Here is a 17,039-nt window from a genome sequence, read left to right as displayed (position 1 = left end):
CTCCGGCGCGTCGCTTGCGACGCAGTTATTTCAGATCGACCACGCGGTTGTCCGACAGGCTGCCGGTATCGTCGGTGACCGCCGTCATCACGAAATACAGCGCCTTGCCGAGCAGCCCGCTGGGGCCGTCCCAGTATTCGGCCGATTCGGCGCGCACATGGATCAAGCGCAGGTTCGGGTCGTCCTTGCCGCCGGGGAAGAACACCTTCATTGCCGGCGACCACAGCTCTTCGATCTTGGCGCGGTCGTGGACCACGCGTGCGGTGCCGGCTACCGAGACATACGTGTTCTTCGAGGCCGACGCATAGGCCACGTTGACGCGCGGATCAGCGGCGATTTCCGCCACTTTCGGGCTGTCGGCGGCGGTGGCGAACCACAGGTCGCCATCGAACTCGACTTCCTGCGTGCCCAGCGGCCGGCTCACCAGTTTGCCGTCGACCGAAACGGTGGTGAACATCGCGATGTCCACCCCGCGGATCAACTCGGCCAACTGCTTAATGCTCTCGCTGCGTTGCTGAAGTTGCATGCTGGTCTTCCCAATGGATGTGCACGCATCACAGCCGATCGCCGCGCAAAGCGACGTGAATCACGCCAAGGTCACGTCCAGCTCGCGGCACGCGGCCGCGGCAATTTCGAAGGAACGCAGACGCGCGGCGTGGTCGTAGATGTTGGCGGTGAACAACAGCTCGTCGGGCGTGTGACGCTCGATGAACTCTGCCACGCCGCGCGCAATCTGCTCGGCATCGCCGAGTACCGTGCAGGCCAGTGCACGCTCCACCCCGGCACGTTCATGCGGCTGCCAGAAGCTGTCGATATCGTCGATGGGCGGCGGGATCTTGCCCGGCTTGCCGCGACGCAGATTGACGAAGCTCTGCTGCTGGGTGGTGAACAGACGCCGTGCCTGCGCCTGCGTCTCGGCCGCCACCACATTCAGGGCCAGCATCACGTGTGGCTTGGCCAGCTGTGCGGACGGTCGGAATTCGCGGCGATAGATCGCCACCGCGTCGTCCATCGCGTCGGGGGCGAAATGCGAGGCGAACGCGAACGACAACCCCATCGCGGCGGCAAGGCGTGCGCTGAACAGACTCGACCCCAGCAGCCACACCGGCACCTCCAGCCCGGCGCCGGGCACGGCCTGCACCAGTTGCCCCGGCACCGCCGGCGCGAAATAGCGCATCAGTTCGGCCACGTCCTGCGGAAAGTGATCGGCGCTGTCGAAATAGCGGCGCAAGGCGCGTGCGGTGGGCTGATCGGTGCCCGGCGCACGGCCCAGGCCCAGGTCGATACGCTGCGGATACAACGAGGCCAGCGTGCCGAATTGTTCGGCCACCTGCAACGGCGCGTGGTTGGGCAACATGATGCCGCCGGCACCCACGCGGATGGTCTTGGTGCCGCCGGCGACGTGACCGATCAGCACGGCGGTGGCGGCGCTGGCGATGCCTGGCATGTTGTGGTGTTCGGCCAGCCAGTAGCGCTGATAGCCCCAACGCTCGGCGTGCTGGGCCAGATCGAGCATGTTGGCGAAAGCGTGGGTGGTGTCGCTGCCTTCGCAGACCGGCGCCAGATCGAGCACGGAAATGGGGGTCATCGAATGACTCCGAAAAGAGTGATATGCCAGAGATGGGGCTGGCCCGGCGGCATTGCCAGCGGCCTGTTGGGTGCCGTGAGGGATTACAGCATTCCAGCAGTCGGACAACGCATGAGGTGCACGTGCTTGGTTCCACTCGCGACAGCGGCGTTGTTGAGCTTGCTGCTAACAAGGGCGGTGCGGGCGCGATTGTGAGGAAGAGTGCTGTTGCCTGGTCGGCTGCGCGCACCTTGGATGCCCAGTGCCCTCTTGCCACAGACGAACGCATTGACCGCGCGACGAAGCGTGCCCGCTGCGGCATCTGGACGCTGGCTATGATGAGACTGCCCTACCTGCGCCTGCCTGCCCATGTCTCCGAGTGTTTTAGCGCCCCCCGAACAGCCCTCGCCTTCCGCGCAGATCGCCGCCCGGATCGACCGGTTGCCCGCCAGCGCCACGCTGTGGCGGCTGGTGGGGTTGCTGGCGCTGGGCGGGTTCTTCGAGTTGTATGACCTGTTCCAGACCGCCTACATCAGCCCCGGGCTGATTGGCGACGGCATTTTTGCCAGCGGCGCCGATGGCGCGTTCGGTATGTCCGACCAAGCCGCATTCGCGGCGGCCACCTTCCTTGGGTTGTTTGTCGGTGCCGCGCTATTGAGCCCGTTTGCCGACCGGTTCGGGCGTCGCCCGGTGTTTACCTTCGCCTTGATCTGGTACACCGCTGCGACCGTGGCGATGGGTCTGCAGAGCACGGCCAGCGGTGTGATCGTGCTGCGCTGTGTGGTCGGCATCGGGTTGGGAATCGAACTGGTTACCATCGATACGTATCTGTCCGAACTGGTACCGCGGCACATGCGCAGCGCGGCGTTCGCATTTGCATTTTTCGTGCAATTTCTGGCGGTTCCGACGGTCGCGCTGACCGCGTGGATGTTGGTGCCGTCTGCGCCGCTGGGCGTGAGCGGCTGGCGTTGGGTGGTGTTGCTCAGCGGTGCGTTTGCGCTGGCGATCTGGTGGCTGCGCAGCCGCTTGCCGGAATCGGCGCGCTGGCTGGCCGCACACGGCCGGCACGCAGAAGCCGATGCAGTGGTGACCGAACTGGAAGCGCGCTGCACGCGCGATGTGGGTGCGCCACTGCCCGCGCCGCAGGCGGCCACACCCGCGCCGGCCGGTGTAATGCCCAGCGCACTGCTGTGGCGTGCGCCGTATCGCGGGCGCATCGGGATGTTGGTGGTCTTCCATGTGTTTCAGGCGATTGGCTTCTTCGGTTTCGGCAACTGGTTGCCTGCGCTGATCTCGGCGCAGGGCACCGGGGCCGGGGTGACCAAAAGCCTGGCGTACTCGTTTGCGATCTCCTTGGCCTACCCGCTGGCGCCATTGCTGTTGCTGCGTTTTGCACAGCGCTGGGAAAACAAATGGCAGATCACCGCATCGGCGCTGGGCGCTGTTCTGTTCGGTGGGCTGTTCGCGTTGCAGCATCAGGCAGTCGGCATGGTGCTGTGCGGGGCGATGGTCGCGTTCTGCAACGCCTGGATGAGCTTTGCCTATCACGGCTATCAGGCGGAGCTGTTCCCGACCGGCTTGCGTGCACGTGCAGTGGGCTTCTGCTATTCCTTCAGTCGCCTCTCCACGGCGGTGAGCAGCGTGCTGATCGGCTGGTTGCTGACGCAGGTTGGCAGCCACGGGGTGCTGGCCTTCATCGCGCTCAGCATGTCGATCGTGGCGAGCGTGATTGCCGCGTTCGGGCCGCGCACGCGCAATCGGGCGCTGGAAGAGATTGCGGGATAAAACGGCTGGCCCAGTGACCAGGCGCACGCCTGGCGTGCGCAGCCGGTGCGCCGCGTGACCGACCCATCCGGTGCCTGCGTGTCTTCGACTCGAGCCCGACGATTGCGCGCTATGTACTGTCAGCGACTTGCAAAGCCACCGACCCGCCAGCGTGTGACGGGCCTAGCGCACGTCGTACGGTGTGGCAATTTCCGACGAACTGATATGCACCCGCCGAACAGGCGCACCATCCAAGTTCACCGTGCGATCGGCCACGGCGGCCAAGCTGGTTCGATGCGAAACCACCACCAGCACGGTGTCCGGCAAACGCGCGCGCAAGGTGCTCAGCACTTGATGTTCGGCATCGGCGTCCAGCGCGCTGGTTGCTTCGTCCAACACGGCCAGGGTCGGCCGACGCAGCAGCACCTGCGCCAGCAACAGGCGTTGCGATTCGCCGCCCGAGAGGCGCCCGTCCTGCGCGTTGATCGGCGTGTCCAGGCCTTGCGCATCGCGCTGCAGCCGCGGACATAGGCCCACATCGGCCAGCACCTCCCACATGCGTGCGTCGGACGCTGCGGGCAGCACCCACTGCAGGCAGTCGCGCACCGTGCGCTGCCACGGCCGCACGCCCTGGCCGATGTAGGCGCTGTGTCGCACCAGATGTCGATATGCCGAGAATGTCAGCCGTCGTCCGCCCATGTGCGCCACGAACTGCGCCGGCGGCGTCTGCCCGGAGAGCACATCCATCAGACTGCTCTTGCCCACGCCGGAGGCACCGACCACCAGGGTCATCTGACCTGGTACCAGCAATATCGATTCGATCGCGCATTGGGGCAGTGGCGGCGCCAGCCCGATGTGTTCGATATGCAGCGCAGCCGTGAGTGGTTCGGCCATTTGCTCCGGAACGTGTACCCGCGCAGCGCCCAGGTCGACATAGCGGCGCCACAGCTGCAGCGCCGGCCACGCCGAACGCAACTGCTGAAGGCTCTGCCGCGTGGTGACCAGGTACGGCAGCAGACGGCCAAGCAATAGACTGACGGTGATCAGCGCAGCACGCTCGCCCCCCTGCCAGCGATTGGCCAGCATCAGGATGCCGGCGATGGCGACCACCGCGGCAAGTTCCAGCAGCAGGCGGCTGCCGGCAACCAGTGCTTGCTGTTGCGCATACCCGTGCCCCAGTCGCGCCGAAATGCGCTCGTAATGGCGGGTTTCGAGGCCTTCGCGCTGAAACGAGCGTACGTGGCGCAAGCGACGCGGAAAATCTTCGCTGAGCCAGAACAGCTGCGTCATGTCGGCCACATACGCGCGGCTGATGCGTGCCTGTGCGCGACTGCTGGAGAAGCGCAGACCCAACCCTGCCAACACCGCCAGCAGTGGGGTGGTGATCAACAGCACAGGTGCAATCAGCACCGCGATGCACACGCTCACCAGCGCAGTGATGGCCGCGACCAGCAGCTGCAGCACGGCGCCGAAGCCTTGCGTGGCGATCTCGATGTTGTACGTGAGCACGTTGGCGATTTCTGCCGAGCTGGCCCCGGACAGGGCCGGCAATGGCGCATCGATCAATGCCGCATGCACGCGCGCGCGCAGACCGATGGCATAGCGGCTGGTCAACTGCGCGGCCAGTCGCGCGCTCTGCCAGCGCAACACGGCAAACAGCAGGCTCACCGCAATGAACAGGCACGCCTGCATCGCCAGCCCGCCCGGCAAGGCCAGGCGATAGCCCGCCAGTTGCACGCTGTGGCCTGGCTGCACCAGCGGCAGCAGGCACACCGCCACCACGCTGCCGGCCAACGCGGCAGCCAGCGACAACGCGACGTAAAGCGCAATCATCGGCATGTCTGCAGGCACCAGCGTGCTCGCGAACTGGTGCAATGCAACGCGCATGCGCCGGATGGCGGTCATCGCCAGCGGCTCATTCGTGCGCAACATGCAGGCGCCAGTGCGCGATGCGGGTCTGCGGACCGGTGGCGTTCCAGGACGCTTGCATACGGCCACTCATTGCAACAGCTGCAGCAGCGCATCCACCGATGCCTGCGGATGCGTGCCACGGTGCAAGGTGAACATGCCGATGCGCCGCACCTGTTCGACGAAGCGCTGCCAGCCGGGCTGACCGGCGGCGTACGGTTGATCATGGGCCAGGCAGGCGGCGACTTGCTCGCCAGGCACCGCGACCAGGCGCTGTGCCGATGCGATGGCCGGCGACCTGGACACCATCACGACCGCATGCAACCGCATCGGCTTGGGCGCGAGATGCGCGTGGCGATGGCGAAGATCGACCTCGAATTTTTCCACGCCGCTGCGACGCCGGATCACCGGCGATGCGCTGATCCATGCGCGCGTGGGCGCGTCGACCAGGCCCAGCGCTTCGGCACGCAGATGCAGGAAATTGGCCACACCGGTGGTGAGCAGGCTATCGGGCGCCACAAAGACACCGTCTTCGGCGACAAAGTCCAGGCCATGCAACAGGCTATGCAAGGCCAAGGTCGATTTCCCCGCACCGCTGGCGCCAAGCAGCAACACGCTGCGTCCGCGTCGACCTACACAAGCGCCATGCAGCGGCACCAGCCCAATGCCACGCGCAGCCAGCAGGAATACGGCGAATTCGATCAGTTCGTAACGCACGTGATACGCGTGGGCAAGCATGTCCTCGGACACCACCAGCATCGCGCGGCGCTGTGGCACCGAGAGCATCAGATAATTGCACGCATCCATGACGCCGCACAGCAGGCCGCCGCTGGCGTGCGTGCGCACAGGCGGCGGCTCGGCATCGGTGCGGCCCGGCGCACGCGGCAGCAGGTCCAATGTGACATGAAATTCCGGAGCGCCCGGCAGCCGATGCGCGGGCAAACCCGCGTAGGTGGCATCGACCAGCGCCAGCAGTGCCTGGCTATCGCTGTGGAAATGAAACAGCGCGCCGAGAATCTGCCGGCGCACGCCCAAGCGCCGCGGGCGATGCTCGCCGAACGGATCTGCCGCTACTGCGGCCCCTGCTGCGATGGCGGCGGAGCCATCGTTCAGCGGCGTGTGTTGCGCCCATGCAGCCGACTGCGGCATGCCTTCATCCGATGCACTGAATCAGCCGATGGGTGCCGCTTTCCTACAGAAAGGTTGCCTCGCCGCAGCCTTGCCCGCACGCAACGCGACGCAACCAAAGCGGCCTGCATCCGCACCTACTGCCGAGCCGAATGCCGGTGTCTGCGCACGCCGCTGCTGCGCGCGCCTGGCGAGAGAACGAGAGCCTTGTGCCGATGGTAAAGATCCAGGTCAGTCATTCGTATTTCCTGCGTTACGACCCCAAGCAATGGGAGCGCGGCAAGCCGTATCCGCCATTGGCGACGTTGCAGATCGCAGCGCTGCTGCGCGAGCGTGGGCATGCAGTGAGCCTGTTCGATGCAATGCTGGCCAACGATGTGGAGGACTACACCGCCGCACTGCGCGCTGCGCAGCCGGATCTGGTTGTTTTCTACGAAGACAACTTCAACTTCCTCACCAAGATGTGCCTGAGCCGGATGCGCGAGGCCGCCTGCCGCATGATCGCGCAGGCCCGTGCCGCCGGCTGCCGCGTGCTGGTGGCCGGCTCGGATGCGTCCGACAACCCGGATGCGTTCCTGGCCGCAGGCGCGCATGCGGTGTTGATCGGCGAAGGCATCGCCCCGTTGATCTCGTTGCTGGAGCGCATCGAAACGAAGCCGGATATCACCACCGACCACTGGCTGGAGGGAGTTGCGCAGATCGCCACCAGCCAGCCTGCGGCAGTGCGCGTGCATCCCGGCGCGCAACCACCGGACGCACGGCTGAGCGGCCTGCCGGCATGGGACCTGGTGGATATGCCGCGCTACCGGCGCTTCTGGCAACAACGGCATGGCCATTTCAGCTTGAACATGGCCGCCTCGCGCGGTTGCCCGTTCCGTTGCAACTGGTGCGCCAAGCCGATCTGGGGCAATCACTACAAGCGGCGCGGCGCCGAAGAGGTGGCCGCAGAGATGATCCACCTCAAACGCACCTTTCGGCCGGACCATATCTGGATGGCCGACGACATCTTCGGCTTCCATATCGATTGGGTGGAGACCTTTGCGCAGCAATTGAGCGATGCCGACGGCGCGGTTCCCTTCACCATCCAGACCCGTGCCGACCTTGCCAGCGAACGCATGGCCGCAGCGCTGGCGCGCGCCGGCTGCGTGGAGGCCTGGCTCGGTGCGGAAAGCGGCAGCCAGCGCATTCTCGACAAGATGACCAAGGGCACCCAGGTCGGCGAGGTCATCGCCGCACGTGAGCGCCTGGGCACGCAGGGCATCCGCGTGGGCTTCTTCATCCAGCTGGGCTATCTGGGCGAGGAACTCGACGACATCCTGGCCACGCGCGCATTGGTGACGCAGGCCAATCCGGACATCATCGGAGTCAGCGTGTCGTATCCCCTGCCCGGCACCAAGTTCTACGAAGAAGTAAAGAATCAGCTGGGCAGCAAGAGGCACTGGCAGGATAGCGACGACCTGGCGATGATGTTCCGTGGCGCGTACGACTCCGAGTTCTATCGCAGCGTCCGCGATCTGCTGCACAGGCAGGTCGATCTGCAAAAGGCGCGTGCCGCGATGACGGCCGATGCGTTCGCGCAGGCGTCGGAGCAACTGGAAGCACACTGGTCTGCCTTGATCGCCAGTGAGGCCCGGCACCGCAGCGAGCCGATGACCCCCAGTGCTGCGCGTCAGCCACGGCACCTGAGCACCGTCCTGGTGGGCTAGCGCGCGATCGTTTCCACACTTTTCTATCGACACCTTGCCTGACCGGACCACGCGCATGCAGCCCTCCCTTCGCACCATCAAGCACCGCCTGCACACGGCGACCGAACGGCTGGCTCTGGAGCTGGCCCAGCCAGGCGATGCACTGCCGCAATGGGACCGGCTGCAGTGGCAGCTGGCGGCAGCGGCAGCGGCCGCGCACGGCGTTTCGCCGCTGTTGCAGCGCCGCTCGTTGTGGCAGAACGCCGAATGGAATGCCTTCCTGAGCGAACAGCGCAGCCATGTCGAAGACCGCCATCGGCGCATCGCGCTGCTGCTGACTCGTATCGATGCCGCTGCCCGCAGCGTGGGCGTCGCGCTGGTGGGATTGAAAGGAACCGCTTTGCATCGACTGGGTGTGTATCTGCCTGGCGACCGCCCGATGGCCGATATCGATCTGCTGGTGGAACCCGACGACGCGCCTGCAGCGGCGGCGTTGTTGTGCGAACTGGGCTACGTCGCTTCTTTCGAGCAGTGGAAGCACCAGGTATTCAAGCCGCAGCACGGCGAGGCAGTGGCCGGGCTAGGCGAACACCGCGATGCGCCGATCAATATCGAGCTGCACACGCGCATCCAGGAACGTTTGCCGGTGAGCAGCGTGGAGATTACTGACCGAATCCGGCCGGAGCGGCCGCAACCGGGCTTGAATCCCTATCCATCGATCGGCGCATTGATGTGTCACTTGCTGCTGCATGCGGCAGGCGGCATCTGCCACCGCACCATTCGCCTGATGCATCTGCATGATCTTGCCTTGCTGGCAACGCGCATGGGCCCGCGCGATTGGGAGCAATTGTGGGAAGACAGCGCCATGCCGCCATGGTGGGCGTTGCCGCCACTGCTGTTGCTGCAGCGCTATTACCGCGCTGTGGTGCCAGCCGCGGTGATGGCGCGCCTGCATGCTGACTGTCCTGCGCTGCTGCGCATGCGAGCAGCCCGGCAAACGCTCACCGCCGCATCGTGCTCGAACCTGTGGTTATCGGCGCTGCCTGGCATCGAATGGTCGCGCTCGTTGGGCGAAGCGCGGCAGTATCTGCACAGCCGTGTGGTGCCTTCGGCAGAAAGCCGCAAGGAGCGCGCGGACATGCTGCAGACCCAGTTATGGCTGCAGGATCAGCCATGGGTGCGCCAAACCCAGGCGCGCCGCCTGGTGACGCGCCTGACCAGACCCGTGCCGCGCACGGACATGTTGTACGTGGTGCGTGCGGCGCTGGATGGCTATCTGCAGCCGGCGTGAGGCTGCGCTAAGCGCGGCTAACAAAACGTAGCGAGCAGCCGTCAGGTGGGCGCGGACGGCGCGCTCAGAACCGCAGCGTACATGTGGCACATGCCGATTCCGAGCACCGGTGGCACCCGCGTGGCGGCTGCACAGTCGTTTTGTCAGCTGCTAAGGAGTTTTCCTCGCTCAAGGCACGAGCGCACGAGATCACCGACGATAGCGCCCTGCCTTGCCGCGCACATCAACGCACTTCAGGTAGCGGCCGCTGCTCGCACAGCTGGCGATACAACTGCTCGAACAGGCGCGTGGTCAATGCAGCATCTTCGCGGACGGCGCGGCACTGCGCCGCCCAGGCAAGGCGCAAGCGCAGTTCGTCATCGCCGAGCACCTGGCGGATGGCCTCTGCCATTCCGGCCCAGTCGCCCGGCGGCACCGCCAATGCGCAGACAGGAGCCCACTCGACCAGATGCCCCACCGCAGTTCCCACCGTAGGAACCCCTGCAACGGCAGCTTCCAGCAGCACCAGCGGCCCGGCTTCGTGCAGCGAGGACAGCACCAGCAGATCGGCCGACAGCATGATCGGGCGCAACTCGCGCTGGGTCTTGAAGCCGAGAAAACGCACCTGTTGCTGCAAGCCGAGCTGCTGCACCAGGCGCTGCATGGCACCGCCCAATGTGTCGACGCCCACTATGTCCAGGGTGAAGGCAACGCCGGCGCGCTTGAGTGCGGCCATTGCCTGCAACAAGGTGGCCTGATCCTTGACCGGATTGAGGCTTGCCACATGCAGCAGGCGCGCGGTCGGCCCGGTACGGGCGCGCGGCGCTGCCGGCGGCCAGGCGCGCAGATCCACGCCCAGCGGTACGCGTTGCGCAGCAATGCCCAGTGCCTGCAGCGAAGCGATGATGGGCGCGCTGGCAGCCGTTACCTGGTCGGCAAGCCGCAGGATCACCGCCTCGCGCAGACGCCCTCGCCATCTGCGGCGGCCGCCGTAATCGATGCGATGCAAGGCCACCAACTCGCCGCCGGCGATATGCACCATGCTGGGACGGCGTAGCAGCTTGGCGGCAGTGACCGCGATCAAGCTGCAATAGCCGGAAAAAATCGCCTGAATCACAGCGAACGGTTCGCGCCGGTGCTCGTCGCAGATGGCGGCAATTGCGCGCAGCCGCGTCCGACGCGCGCCGATGTTGTGCACCGTGGCACCGCGCAGGCGCCAGATGCCCGGCTGCGGCTCTTGATGCAGCACGAACACGTGCACGTCATGGTTGCGTGCCAGCCACTCGATCAAGGTCAGGAACACCGGGATCACGCGGACTTCCCCGCTCCGATCCACACCACCTGGCACCACCAAGGCCAGCTTCATGCGGTGCGCTCCGGCGTGGTCGCGCGCAAGTGCGTATAAGCCTGCGCCCAGCGCCGGCCCACTGCGGCAAACGACAGGCGCGCGTCGAAATGGGCACGCACCTGTGCACGCGAGGGGCGTTGCCGACTGACGCGCAGCAACAGTTCCGACAATGCCGATGCATCGCCGACCGGCCACAACTCGCCCACTGCGCCGTCATCGCTGAGCGCACGAAACGACGCAATGGCCGTCAGCAGCGGCAGGCAACCGCAGGCGTAGGCTTCCAGTGCAGCATAACCGCAACTTTCTGCATGGCTGGCAGAAACAAATAAATCCGCCGCACGCAGCAGCTCCTGCACGTGTGCGTGCTCGACCTTGCCGAGCAAGTGGACGCATCTGGCCAGCTGTGGGTCGGCGCGCAGGCGCTGCTGCACCTGCGCTATCAGCGGCGCCTGGTCGAACACGCACCACAACCGCACACCGGGCAACGCACGCGCAGCCAGGGCCACTGCATCGAGCACACAGAGCGGGTCCTTGGCTGGACTGAAATGGCCGATCCACACCACACAAGGGTCACCGTGCACCCGCATCTGCTCGCGTGCCTGCGATCGGTCGCCCGGGGTGAAGCGGCTGCTGGATTCGGGGATGGCATACAGCTGCGCGCTGCGGCGAAACAGGCGCGCACGCACGAACGGCCGCGCCAGCTCCAGCGAGGTGAATGCGATGCCGGCTGCGGCCGCGTAGCGTGCGCGCCACAGGCGCCTGGCCCACCAGCGTGGTGGCCGGTTGGCATGATCCTGCAGCAGGATCGGCAGCCGCGGCAGCAGGCGCGCCAGACGCCGCGCGTCGCCGGCGAATTCCAGACCATGTACATGCAGCACATCGGCATCGATCTCGTGCAGCAATGCGGCTAGCGTACGGGCGCGGACTGCGCTGCCACGCTGGTGCAGATCGACGAAGCGGTAATCCACGCCCTGGCGGCGCAACCTGGTGTTCAAGGCGGAGGCCTGGATCACCGACACCTGCACGCCAGCACTGGCGACAGCTTCGGCGATATCTGCCAACGTCGGCCATTGCGCGAACACCTGCTCCACGTTCAGGCCATCGGGCGTGGGAACCAGATTCAGCTGTGCGACGTGCAGGCTCATAGGGCCGGCAGCGCCTGGATGGCGATCGACGCAACATCGCTGCCGCGTGCCGCTGCGACCGCTGCGTGCCACTGACGGGCAGTACCCAACGCACAGGCAGCCACTGCGGTGTGCAAGATCTTGCTCACGCGACCCGTCGCAGCCGTAGCACCAGCGCAACCGGCACCTGCAACGCCATCTGGTCGAAACGCGCCCCGGCCGGGATATCCGCGGGATCCAGCATCGGCTCGGACACGGCTTCGATCGCGAACCCGAGTGCGGTGCATGCCGAATGCCAGTGGCTATAGAGATGCGGGGTATGGCGGACCGCGTAGTGCTGCCCATCGGCCTTGAAGTCGCGCCGCCAGCCCAGCGCGTGGCCGATCGGGTGGACGTCGCTGCACAGCACGATGCCGCCGACGCGGGTGACGCGATGCAGTTCTTCCAGCGCCGGCCATAGCTGTTGCAGGTGCCCCACCACCAGACCGCACACGCTCAGGTCGGCCACCGTATCGGGCAACGGCAGATGATCCAGGCTGCCTTGTTGCAGAACGATGCGTGCGGCCGGCCAGTCCTGTGCGAGCTCGGTACCGGCACGGTGCAGCATCTGCGGCGACAGGTCGACACCGGTCACTTGCCGGGCCCCACGGTGCAGTGCGTGCAGCATGTAGCGGCCGCTGCCACAGCCGGCGTCCAGCACGTGCTGGCCCTGCAGGCTGGATGGCAGCAGTGCGAGCATGGCGCGCTCTTCGGCCAGCATCACCGGGTTGTGCGCGTGCGGTGGATACGCCTGCGCCCACAGTGCGTAGGCAGCAGCGGGCTCGAGCACCGGCACTGCGCTCACGAAAGCGCTCCATTGGCAACCGGCGCATGGGTAACCTGCGCGGCGGCCTGCGCCGGCTGCTCCTGCGTTAAACGCTGAAGACCGGGTTCGAGCGCCAGCACCGCGGGGTCGGCCAGCGTGGCATCGAGCAATTTGGGCCGTCCGTCCAGCAACACCGGCACGCTCCGGATGCCGGCCGCGTCGAACCACGGCGCAAAATCCGGATCGGCGATGCGCGGCTTGCCATCGCGAATCACCGCACGCAAGTCGCTGCGCGTGCAACCGATGATGCTGCTGGCAGGTTCGCCGCCGCGGTCACGCACGATCAACACATCTGCAGTGGCTCCAGGCGCGATCCGCCCACGCGTTGCCATGCGCAGGATACGCGCACAGTCACTGGTGACCATGCCAAGCAGTTGGTCCGGTGCCAGTCCGCTCCGGCTGGCGATCTGCAGTTCTTCCAGCAGGTCGCGCGCGCCGCTGACGCGCGAATCGTTGCCCAGCGCCAGCCGGCCGGCCATGCACAAGCGCCACGGATCGAGCGTGCGGCCGAGCAGCGCCTGATTGCTGGACGGACACCACACCACGGCTGCGCCACGCGCGATCACGCGCTCGACATCCTGCTCACCCATGCCCACGCCGTGGATCAACACCGTGTTGGCGGCCAGGCAGCCGAGCCGGTCGAGTTCGTCGAGCTCGGCACGCGCCACCGCATCGGTGCCTTCGGCCAGATGGATCATCCAGGGATGCGCTGGCAGGGTCGCGGCAAAGCTGCTTTGTACGGGCGGGCCGTAGCCTGTCCACCCCAATGCGTAGCTCCAGCCGAAGTCGCGCAGCAGGCTCACCGGGAAATTCGCTTCGTCCAGCGTGGCGTGCCATGGGTCGTGCTGGGCCACGCACGTGACGCCGGCCAACAGGTTCTTCAAACCGCCATGGCGCAACCGCACTGCCTTGGGCACACGCAGTGCGGCGGCCACGTCCGGATGCTGGAAATGCGCCTGAAATGCCTCGATCCACGCGTAGCTGTTGCGAAACGGCGCGGTCTGCGGCAGCGGCGGCACGCAGTTGACCTGCAGATGTTCGTGCGCATTGATCAGGCCCGGCGCCAGCACATGCCCTTGCAGATCCATGCGCACGGTGCCGGTGCCCAGCGTGCCGCCGAAGCGCCCCGCGCGGATCGTCACTGCGGCACGCGACGGACCGGCCTGGGTGATCGCACGTGCGCCTTGCAGGCAGACATCGGCCATGGCCATCGACTGCTCCACTCAGCGCTTGCGCATCACGATCAGAAAGTGATCGCCCATGTCGCGCAGCAGCGGCAGCCCGCCCCACCGGTCGTCGCAGCGCCCCAGGCGCTCGGACAGGCGTGGATTGCGTTCGCAAAACTCCACCAGATACGGCGGCGGCAAGAACAGGCTCAAGGCGCGGTAGCTGTCCAGCACGAAGTACGTTTCGAATGCGCGGTAGAACTCGCGCGGCAGGTGGTACCAGGTCCAGATGGTGTGCCCATTCATGCCCACCGCAATTGCGCCTTTGGCGGCACGCACCGCCGCGCGCCTGAGGCGCCCACGCAAGGCGTAATGGCCGATTTCCCACGGGCAGATCCGCCCGATCACCGAAAACACCAGGCAGCCGTCCGGGCGCAGCAGGCGCGCGCACTGTGCGGCAACGGCCGGCAGATCGGGCGCGCAATTGAGCGGGCCGAAGTTGGAGTACATGCCATCGAAGCTGCCTTCCAGCCGATCGAGTTGCTGGATGCCGACATGCGCGGTGGTGAGGCGTTCTTGCAGGCCGTGCGTGGCAGCGCGGTGGCGGGTGCGCTCGACCATGGCCGGCGACCAGTCGGTGGCCAGCACCGAGTATCCGCGGCGCGCGAATTCGCCAGCATCCAGGCCGGTACCGCAGCCCAGATCGATCAGCCGCGACCCCACCGGCAACTCGCTCGCTACGGTGTCCCACAGCGTGGTGCGCATGCGCTGGATCAGCGCGTTGTTGCCGCGGGGACCATCGTAGTCGGGAGCAACGCTGTCGAAGGCACGTTGCGTTTCCAGCAGTTGCTCCGGCGCGACCGTGCCGCCCCGCGCCGCATGCTCACTGAGTGACGACATGCGCAGCCTCCCACACCCGTCCTATTGTTTTCACCACACACTCTCCGGTCGCAACGCCACCAATGCGGCATCGCTTGATAGACCCGTGAGTGCGCGATGTTGCCGGTTTGGTTGCAGCGCACTGGATGGTGGCCGAGCTGGCGCAGACAATCACACCCAAGATGCATGCATTGGCCAAACGCGCCGCACGCGATGCACGGTCTCGCTTTCGCTCGCGTATCACCCGGCGCCTGCTGCATGCGAGAACGCATTCCCCAGATTGCGCCGAGGCACCACTGCAGCGTCACACACCAGCGTGTGCAGGAGTCCGCGCACGACGACGCAGCGCATTGCGCAGCACCGCGGCCAGCACGCCCAGCCCTGCGCCGGCCAGCAGGCCGGCCGCCCAGACGGTGATCGCATTTGGATACGCCTGGCGGTCGGGCACGTACAGCGGCCACGCCAGCGAGGTCTGGTAGGTGTAGCGCGCGGTGAGCCGGGCGACGAGGTCGTCGCGCTCGGTCTTCAAGGCGCGAATCGTGGTGTTGCTGTCGGTGAGCAACACGCCCGCCAGCACCTGTGTCGGCGTGGCGGAAGCCCCTCCCTGCCCGGCCTGCAATTGCCGCTGCAGCTGCTCGCGATGGCTGGTGGCCGCGCGCAGATCCTCGCTCAAGCCCTGCAGGCGGGCGCGCGCAAGATCGAGCGCAGCTGCATTGGTGTCACCGTGCAGTATCTGCAGTTGCGTCACGGTGGCCGTGGCCAGCGTGCGCGCCTGCTGCGCCGATTCAGCCCGGATGGTCACACCGATCAGATTGGCGTAAGGGTCGGGGTCCGGCTTCAGGCTGCCGCGATACAGCTGCGCGGCGCGGCTATCGAGCGGCACCTGCGCCTGACGCAACACCGCATCCTGAAACAGCCGCGTTTTCATGCGATCGATCACGCGCTGAAACGGTTCGACCTTGGGGTCGCGGCCAGCAGGAGTCGGGCCGATTTCGCCAACCTGGATCCACGCGGTTGCCTCCCATTGCGGTTTGGCCAGGCGGGTGAAGGCGAAGGTCAGGCCCAGCACCACCACCAGCGCTACCACTGCCCAGCGCCATTCCCGGCGCAGGATGCGCCACAGGTCGATCAGATAGATTTCGTCGTGTTGATTCATGGGCGTGGCTCTGCAACGGGGCGAATAATGACGTGCTGCCCGCTCACGCGGCAGACGGATGTGCGGACAGGCGGTTGGGCAGCAGCACCGTGCAGGCATGCAGCACCAGGCACAGCGCGATAAAGCCGAAGTTGGTCCATGTGAACGCCTGTGGCGCGAAGGGCGACATCAGGCAGGCGTAGGCCATACGCAGGAAGATCAGCACATGGAAGATCGACAGCGAGCCATTGAGGCGGCGCACGCTCCAGACCAGCCCGGCGTACAGGGCCAACATTGCAAGCAAGGCACCGGCAGCGCCCCACGCCATCAAGAACGGAAAGAACTCGGTACCTACATTGATGTTGGGCGCATCCAGCGGAATGCTGGTCCCGGCGGTGGAAATCGAACCACTGAACGGCACCAGTTGATTGATCAGGAAGCTGGCGTTGAGGTAGCCCTTTGCCAGCATCGCACCGAAGTTATACGGCCCTGCGCTGATGTAGAGCAGCAACCATTGCACGCCCTGCGGCATGGCACGGTAGAACGCGCTGAACGGCAACGCCACGGTGGCCAGGGAACCGGAGCGCAACGCGCCAAGGATCGAAAACACGCCACCGCCGGCCAGCACGAGCAGGCCAATGGTCTTCCACGGCAGCCGACGCGCGGGATCGCGCCGCAGCAGCATCACCAGCACGAACGAAAACAGGCCAGCGAAGATGCGGTTGCGATCGATCACCACGATCGGAAACACGAATCCCAACGTCACCATCGCCGCACGCAGCCCACGATGGCGTACGCACAGCAGGGCGATCGGCGGCAGGATCCAGCACATATTGGAGATGTGCCGCACGTGCGCACGCAACGGGCTCAAGGTGGCGTACGACGCTGGATCGCTGAACAACGGAATCGGAAACAGCACCAGGTCGGCGATGCAGAACACCGTCACCGCCGCGGCCAGTACCATCGCCAGGAATGCATCGCGGGTACCGGCGTAACGGTAGTGGCGAAAGCGTTCCGACCAAGGAAGCTTTGGGCCAACCAGTAGATCCAAACATAATATCCCACCAGCTGCCGCAATCAGCAAAACGAGTCCCGCACGATAACCACTCGGTAACTCGTAGGTCACAAATGTGACTCCACAGCTAATAAAAATCGCTGGAATCAAGTATGTCGACGGTCTTCGTAGAAAAAAAACAATTG

Annotated in this window: 14 protein-coding genes and 1 other RNA gene; 3 read left to right on the top strand and 12 right to left on the bottom strand. The window is 65.8% G+C overall.

Features of this window, described 5'->3' with window-relative positions; genetic code table 11:
* Positions 1 to 25: 25 nt before the first annotated feature.
* The gene (locus ACCQ07_RS08705) at positions 26 to 526 is read right to left on the bottom strand and encodes a pyridoxamine 5'-phosphate oxidase family protein (protein ID WP_029819203.1); all 501 of its coding nucleotides are present in this window, start codon (positions 524 to 526) and stop codon (positions 26 to 28) included.
* Positions 527 to 586: 60 nt separating this feature from the next.
* Positions 587 to 1,588 carry an LLM class flavin-dependent oxidoreductase gene (locus tag ACCQ07_RS08700; protein WP_008574989.1) on the bottom strand — a complete coding sequence of 334 codons (1,002 nt, stop codon included), beginning with the start codon at positions 1,586 to 1,588 and terminating at the stop codon, positions 587 to 589.
* Between the two features lie 348 nt (positions 1,589 to 1,936).
* Between ACCQ07_RS08700 and ACCQ07_RS08695 the strand changes: the two genes are divergently transcribed.
* Positions 1,937 to 3,352 (top strand): MFS transporter, encoded by a 1,416-nt coding sequence (locus ACCQ07_RS08695; RefSeq protein WP_014089966.1) that lies wholly within the window; start codon positions 1,937 to 1,939, stop codon positions 3,350 to 3,352.
* Positions 3,353 to 3,514: 162 nt separating this feature from the next.
* Here the strand turns inward: ACCQ07_RS08695 and ACCQ07_RS08690 are convergent, their stop codons facing one another.
* The gene (locus ACCQ07_RS08690; protein ID WP_071118531.1) at positions 3,515 to 5,236 is read right to left on the bottom strand and encodes an ATP-binding cassette domain-containing protein; all 1,722 of its coding nucleotides are present in this window, start codon (positions 5,234 to 5,236) and stop codon (positions 3,515 to 3,517) included.
* A 93-nt stretch (positions 5,237 to 5,329) separates the two neighbouring features.
* Entirely contained in the window at positions 5,330 to 6,388 is a 1,059-nt protein-coding gene (locus ACCQ07_RS08685) for a phosphoenolpyruvate carboxykinase (ATP) (protein ID WP_071118532.1), read from the bottom strand.
* Between the two features lie 131 nt (positions 6,389 to 6,519).
* On the opposite strand from ACCQ07_RS08685, the gene ACCQ07_RS08680 reads away from it, so the two are divergent.
* Together ACCQ07_RS08680 and ACCQ07_RS08675 are read left to right on the top strand one after the other, a co-directional pair.
* A complete protein-coding gene (locus ACCQ07_RS08680) occupies positions 6,520 to 8,073 on the top strand; it encodes a B12-binding domain-containing radical SAM protein (protein ID WP_071118533.1) in 1,554 nt (517 codons plus the stop codon).
* A gap of 55 nt (positions 8,074 to 8,128) precedes the next feature.
* Positions 8,129 to 9,343 (top strand): nucleotidyltransferase family protein, encoded by a 1,215-nt coding sequence (locus tag ACCQ07_RS08675; protein ID WP_071118534.1) that lies wholly within the window; start codon positions 8,129 to 8,131, stop codon positions 9,341 to 9,343.
* A gap of 15 nt (positions 9,344 to 9,358) precedes the next feature.
* On the opposite strand, the gene ACCQ07_RS08670 is transcribed toward ACCQ07_RS08675, so the two are convergent.
* From ACCQ07_RS08670 to ACCQ07_RS08635, 8 genes are all read right to left on the bottom strand, one after another.
* A non-coding RNA gene (locus tag ACCQ07_RS08670) (sX9 sRNA) lies at positions 9,359 to 9,435 on the bottom strand.
* 131 nt (positions 9,436 to 9,566) lie between these two features.
* The gene (locus ACCQ07_RS08665; RefSeq protein WP_008574982.1) at positions 9,567 to 10,688 is read right to left on the bottom strand and encodes a glycosyltransferase family 4 protein; all 1,122 of its coding nucleotides are present in this window, start codon (positions 10,686 to 10,688) and stop codon (positions 9,567 to 9,569) included.
* Positions 10,685 to 11,815 carry a glycosyltransferase family 4 protein gene (locus ACCQ07_RS08660; RefSeq protein ID WP_372363986.1) on the bottom strand — a complete coding sequence of 377 codons (1,131 nt, stop codon included), beginning with the start codon at positions 11,813 to 11,815 and terminating at the stop codon, positions 10,685 to 10,687. The genes ACCQ07_RS08665 and ACCQ07_RS08660 overlap by 4 nt, the downstream gene beginning before the upstream one ends.
* A 124-nt stretch (positions 11,816 to 11,939) precedes the next feature.
* Positions 11,940 to 12,638, bottom strand: a complete 699-nt coding sequence (locus tag ACCQ07_RS08655; RefSeq protein ID WP_071118536.1) for a class I SAM-dependent methyltransferase — start codon at positions 12,636 to 12,638, stop codon at positions 11,940 to 11,942.
* Entirely contained in the window at positions 12,635 to 13,870 is a 1,236-nt protein-coding gene (locus ACCQ07_RS08650) for an amidohydrolase family protein (protein WP_372363985.1), read from the bottom strand. Before ACCQ07_RS08650 ends, ACCQ07_RS08655 begins: the two co-directional genes overlap by 4 nt.
* Before the next feature lie 12 nt (positions 13,871 to 13,882).
* Entirely contained in the window at positions 13,883 to 14,725 is an 843-nt protein-coding gene (locus tag ACCQ07_RS08645) for a class I SAM-dependent methyltransferase (RefSeq protein WP_218492330.1), read from the bottom strand.
* Positions 14,726 to 15,008: 283 nt separating this feature from the next.
* Positions 15,009 to 15,860 carry a Wzz/FepE/Etk N-terminal domain-containing protein gene (locus ACCQ07_RS08640; RefSeq protein ID WP_071117905.1) on the bottom strand — a complete coding sequence of 284 codons (852 nt, stop codon included), beginning with the start codon at positions 15,858 to 15,860 and terminating at the stop codon, positions 15,009 to 15,011.
* A 43-nt stretch (positions 15,861 to 15,903) separates the two neighbouring features.
* Positions 15,904 to 17,037, bottom strand: coding sequence for a hypothetical protein (locus tag ACCQ07_RS08635; protein ID WP_162483013.1), 1,134 nt, complete (start codon positions 17,035 to 17,037; stop codon positions 15,904 to 15,906).
* Between the last annotated feature and the right edge of the window lie 2 nt (positions 17,038 to 17,039).

It is taken from the genome of Xanthomonas sp. NCPPB 3583, assembly GCF_041475715.2.
GTDB lineage: Bacteria > Pseudomonadota > Gammaproteobacteria > Xanthomonadales > Xanthomonadaceae > Xanthomonas > Xanthomonas euvesicatoria.
The sequence above is the reverse complement of the archived record's forward strand: the minus strand, read 5'-3'. Positions and strand labels throughout refer to the sequence as shown.

What these genes read in the sequence shown, in the direction of transcription:
- ACCQ07_RS08665 (WP_008574982.1), bottom strand. Translation starts at nt 10,688, where the DNA reads ATGAAGCTGGCCTTGGTGGTGCCAGGTGGTGTGGATCGGAGCGGGGAA.
- ACCQ07_RS08695 (WP_014089966.1), top strand. Translation starts at nt 1,937, where the DNA reads ATGTCTCCGAGTGTTTTAGCGCCCCCCGAACAGCCCTCGCCTTCCGCG.
- ACCQ07_RS08645 (WP_218492330.1), bottom strand. Translation starts at nt 14,725, where the DNA reads ATGTCGTCACTCAGTGAGCATGCGGCGCGGGGCGGCACGGTCGCGCCG.
- ACCQ07_RS08660 (WP_372363986.1), bottom strand. Translation starts at nt 11,815, where the DNA reads ATGAGCCTGCACGTCGCACAGCTGAATCTGGTTCCCACGCCCGATGGC.
- ACCQ07_RS08675 (WP_071118534.1), top strand. Translation starts at nt 8,129, where the DNA reads ATGCAGCCCTCCCTTCGCACCATCAAGCACCGCCTGCACACGGCGACC.
- ACCQ07_RS08705 (WP_029819203.1), bottom strand. Translation starts at nt 526, where the DNA reads ATGCAACTTCAGCAACGCAGCGAGAGCATTAAGCAGTTGGCCGAGTTG.
- ACCQ07_RS08690 (WP_071118531.1), bottom strand. Translation starts at nt 5,236, where the DNA reads ATGACCGCCATCCGGCGCATGCGCGTTGCATTGCACCAGTTCGCGAGC.
- ACCQ07_RS08640 (WP_071117905.1), bottom strand. Translation starts at nt 15,860, where the DNA reads ATGAATCAACACGACGAAATCTATCTGATCGACCTGTGGCGCATCCTG.
- ACCQ07_RS08700 (WP_008574989.1), bottom strand. Translation starts at nt 1,588, where the DNA reads ATGACCCCCATTTCCGTGCTCGATCTGGCGCCGGTCTGCGAAGGCAGC.
- ACCQ07_RS08685 (WP_071118532.1), bottom strand. Translation starts at nt 6,388, where the DNA reads ATGCCGCAGTCGGCTGCATGGGCGCAACACACGCCGCTGAACGATGGC.
- ACCQ07_RS08680 (WP_071118533.1), top strand. Translation starts at nt 6,520, where the DNA reads ATGCCGGTGTCTGCGCACGCCGCTGCTGCGCGCGCCTGGCGAGAGAAC.
- ACCQ07_RS08650 (WP_372363985.1), bottom strand. Translation starts at nt 13,870, where the DNA reads ATGGCCATGGCCGATGTCTGCCTGCAAGGCGCACGTGCGATCACCCAG.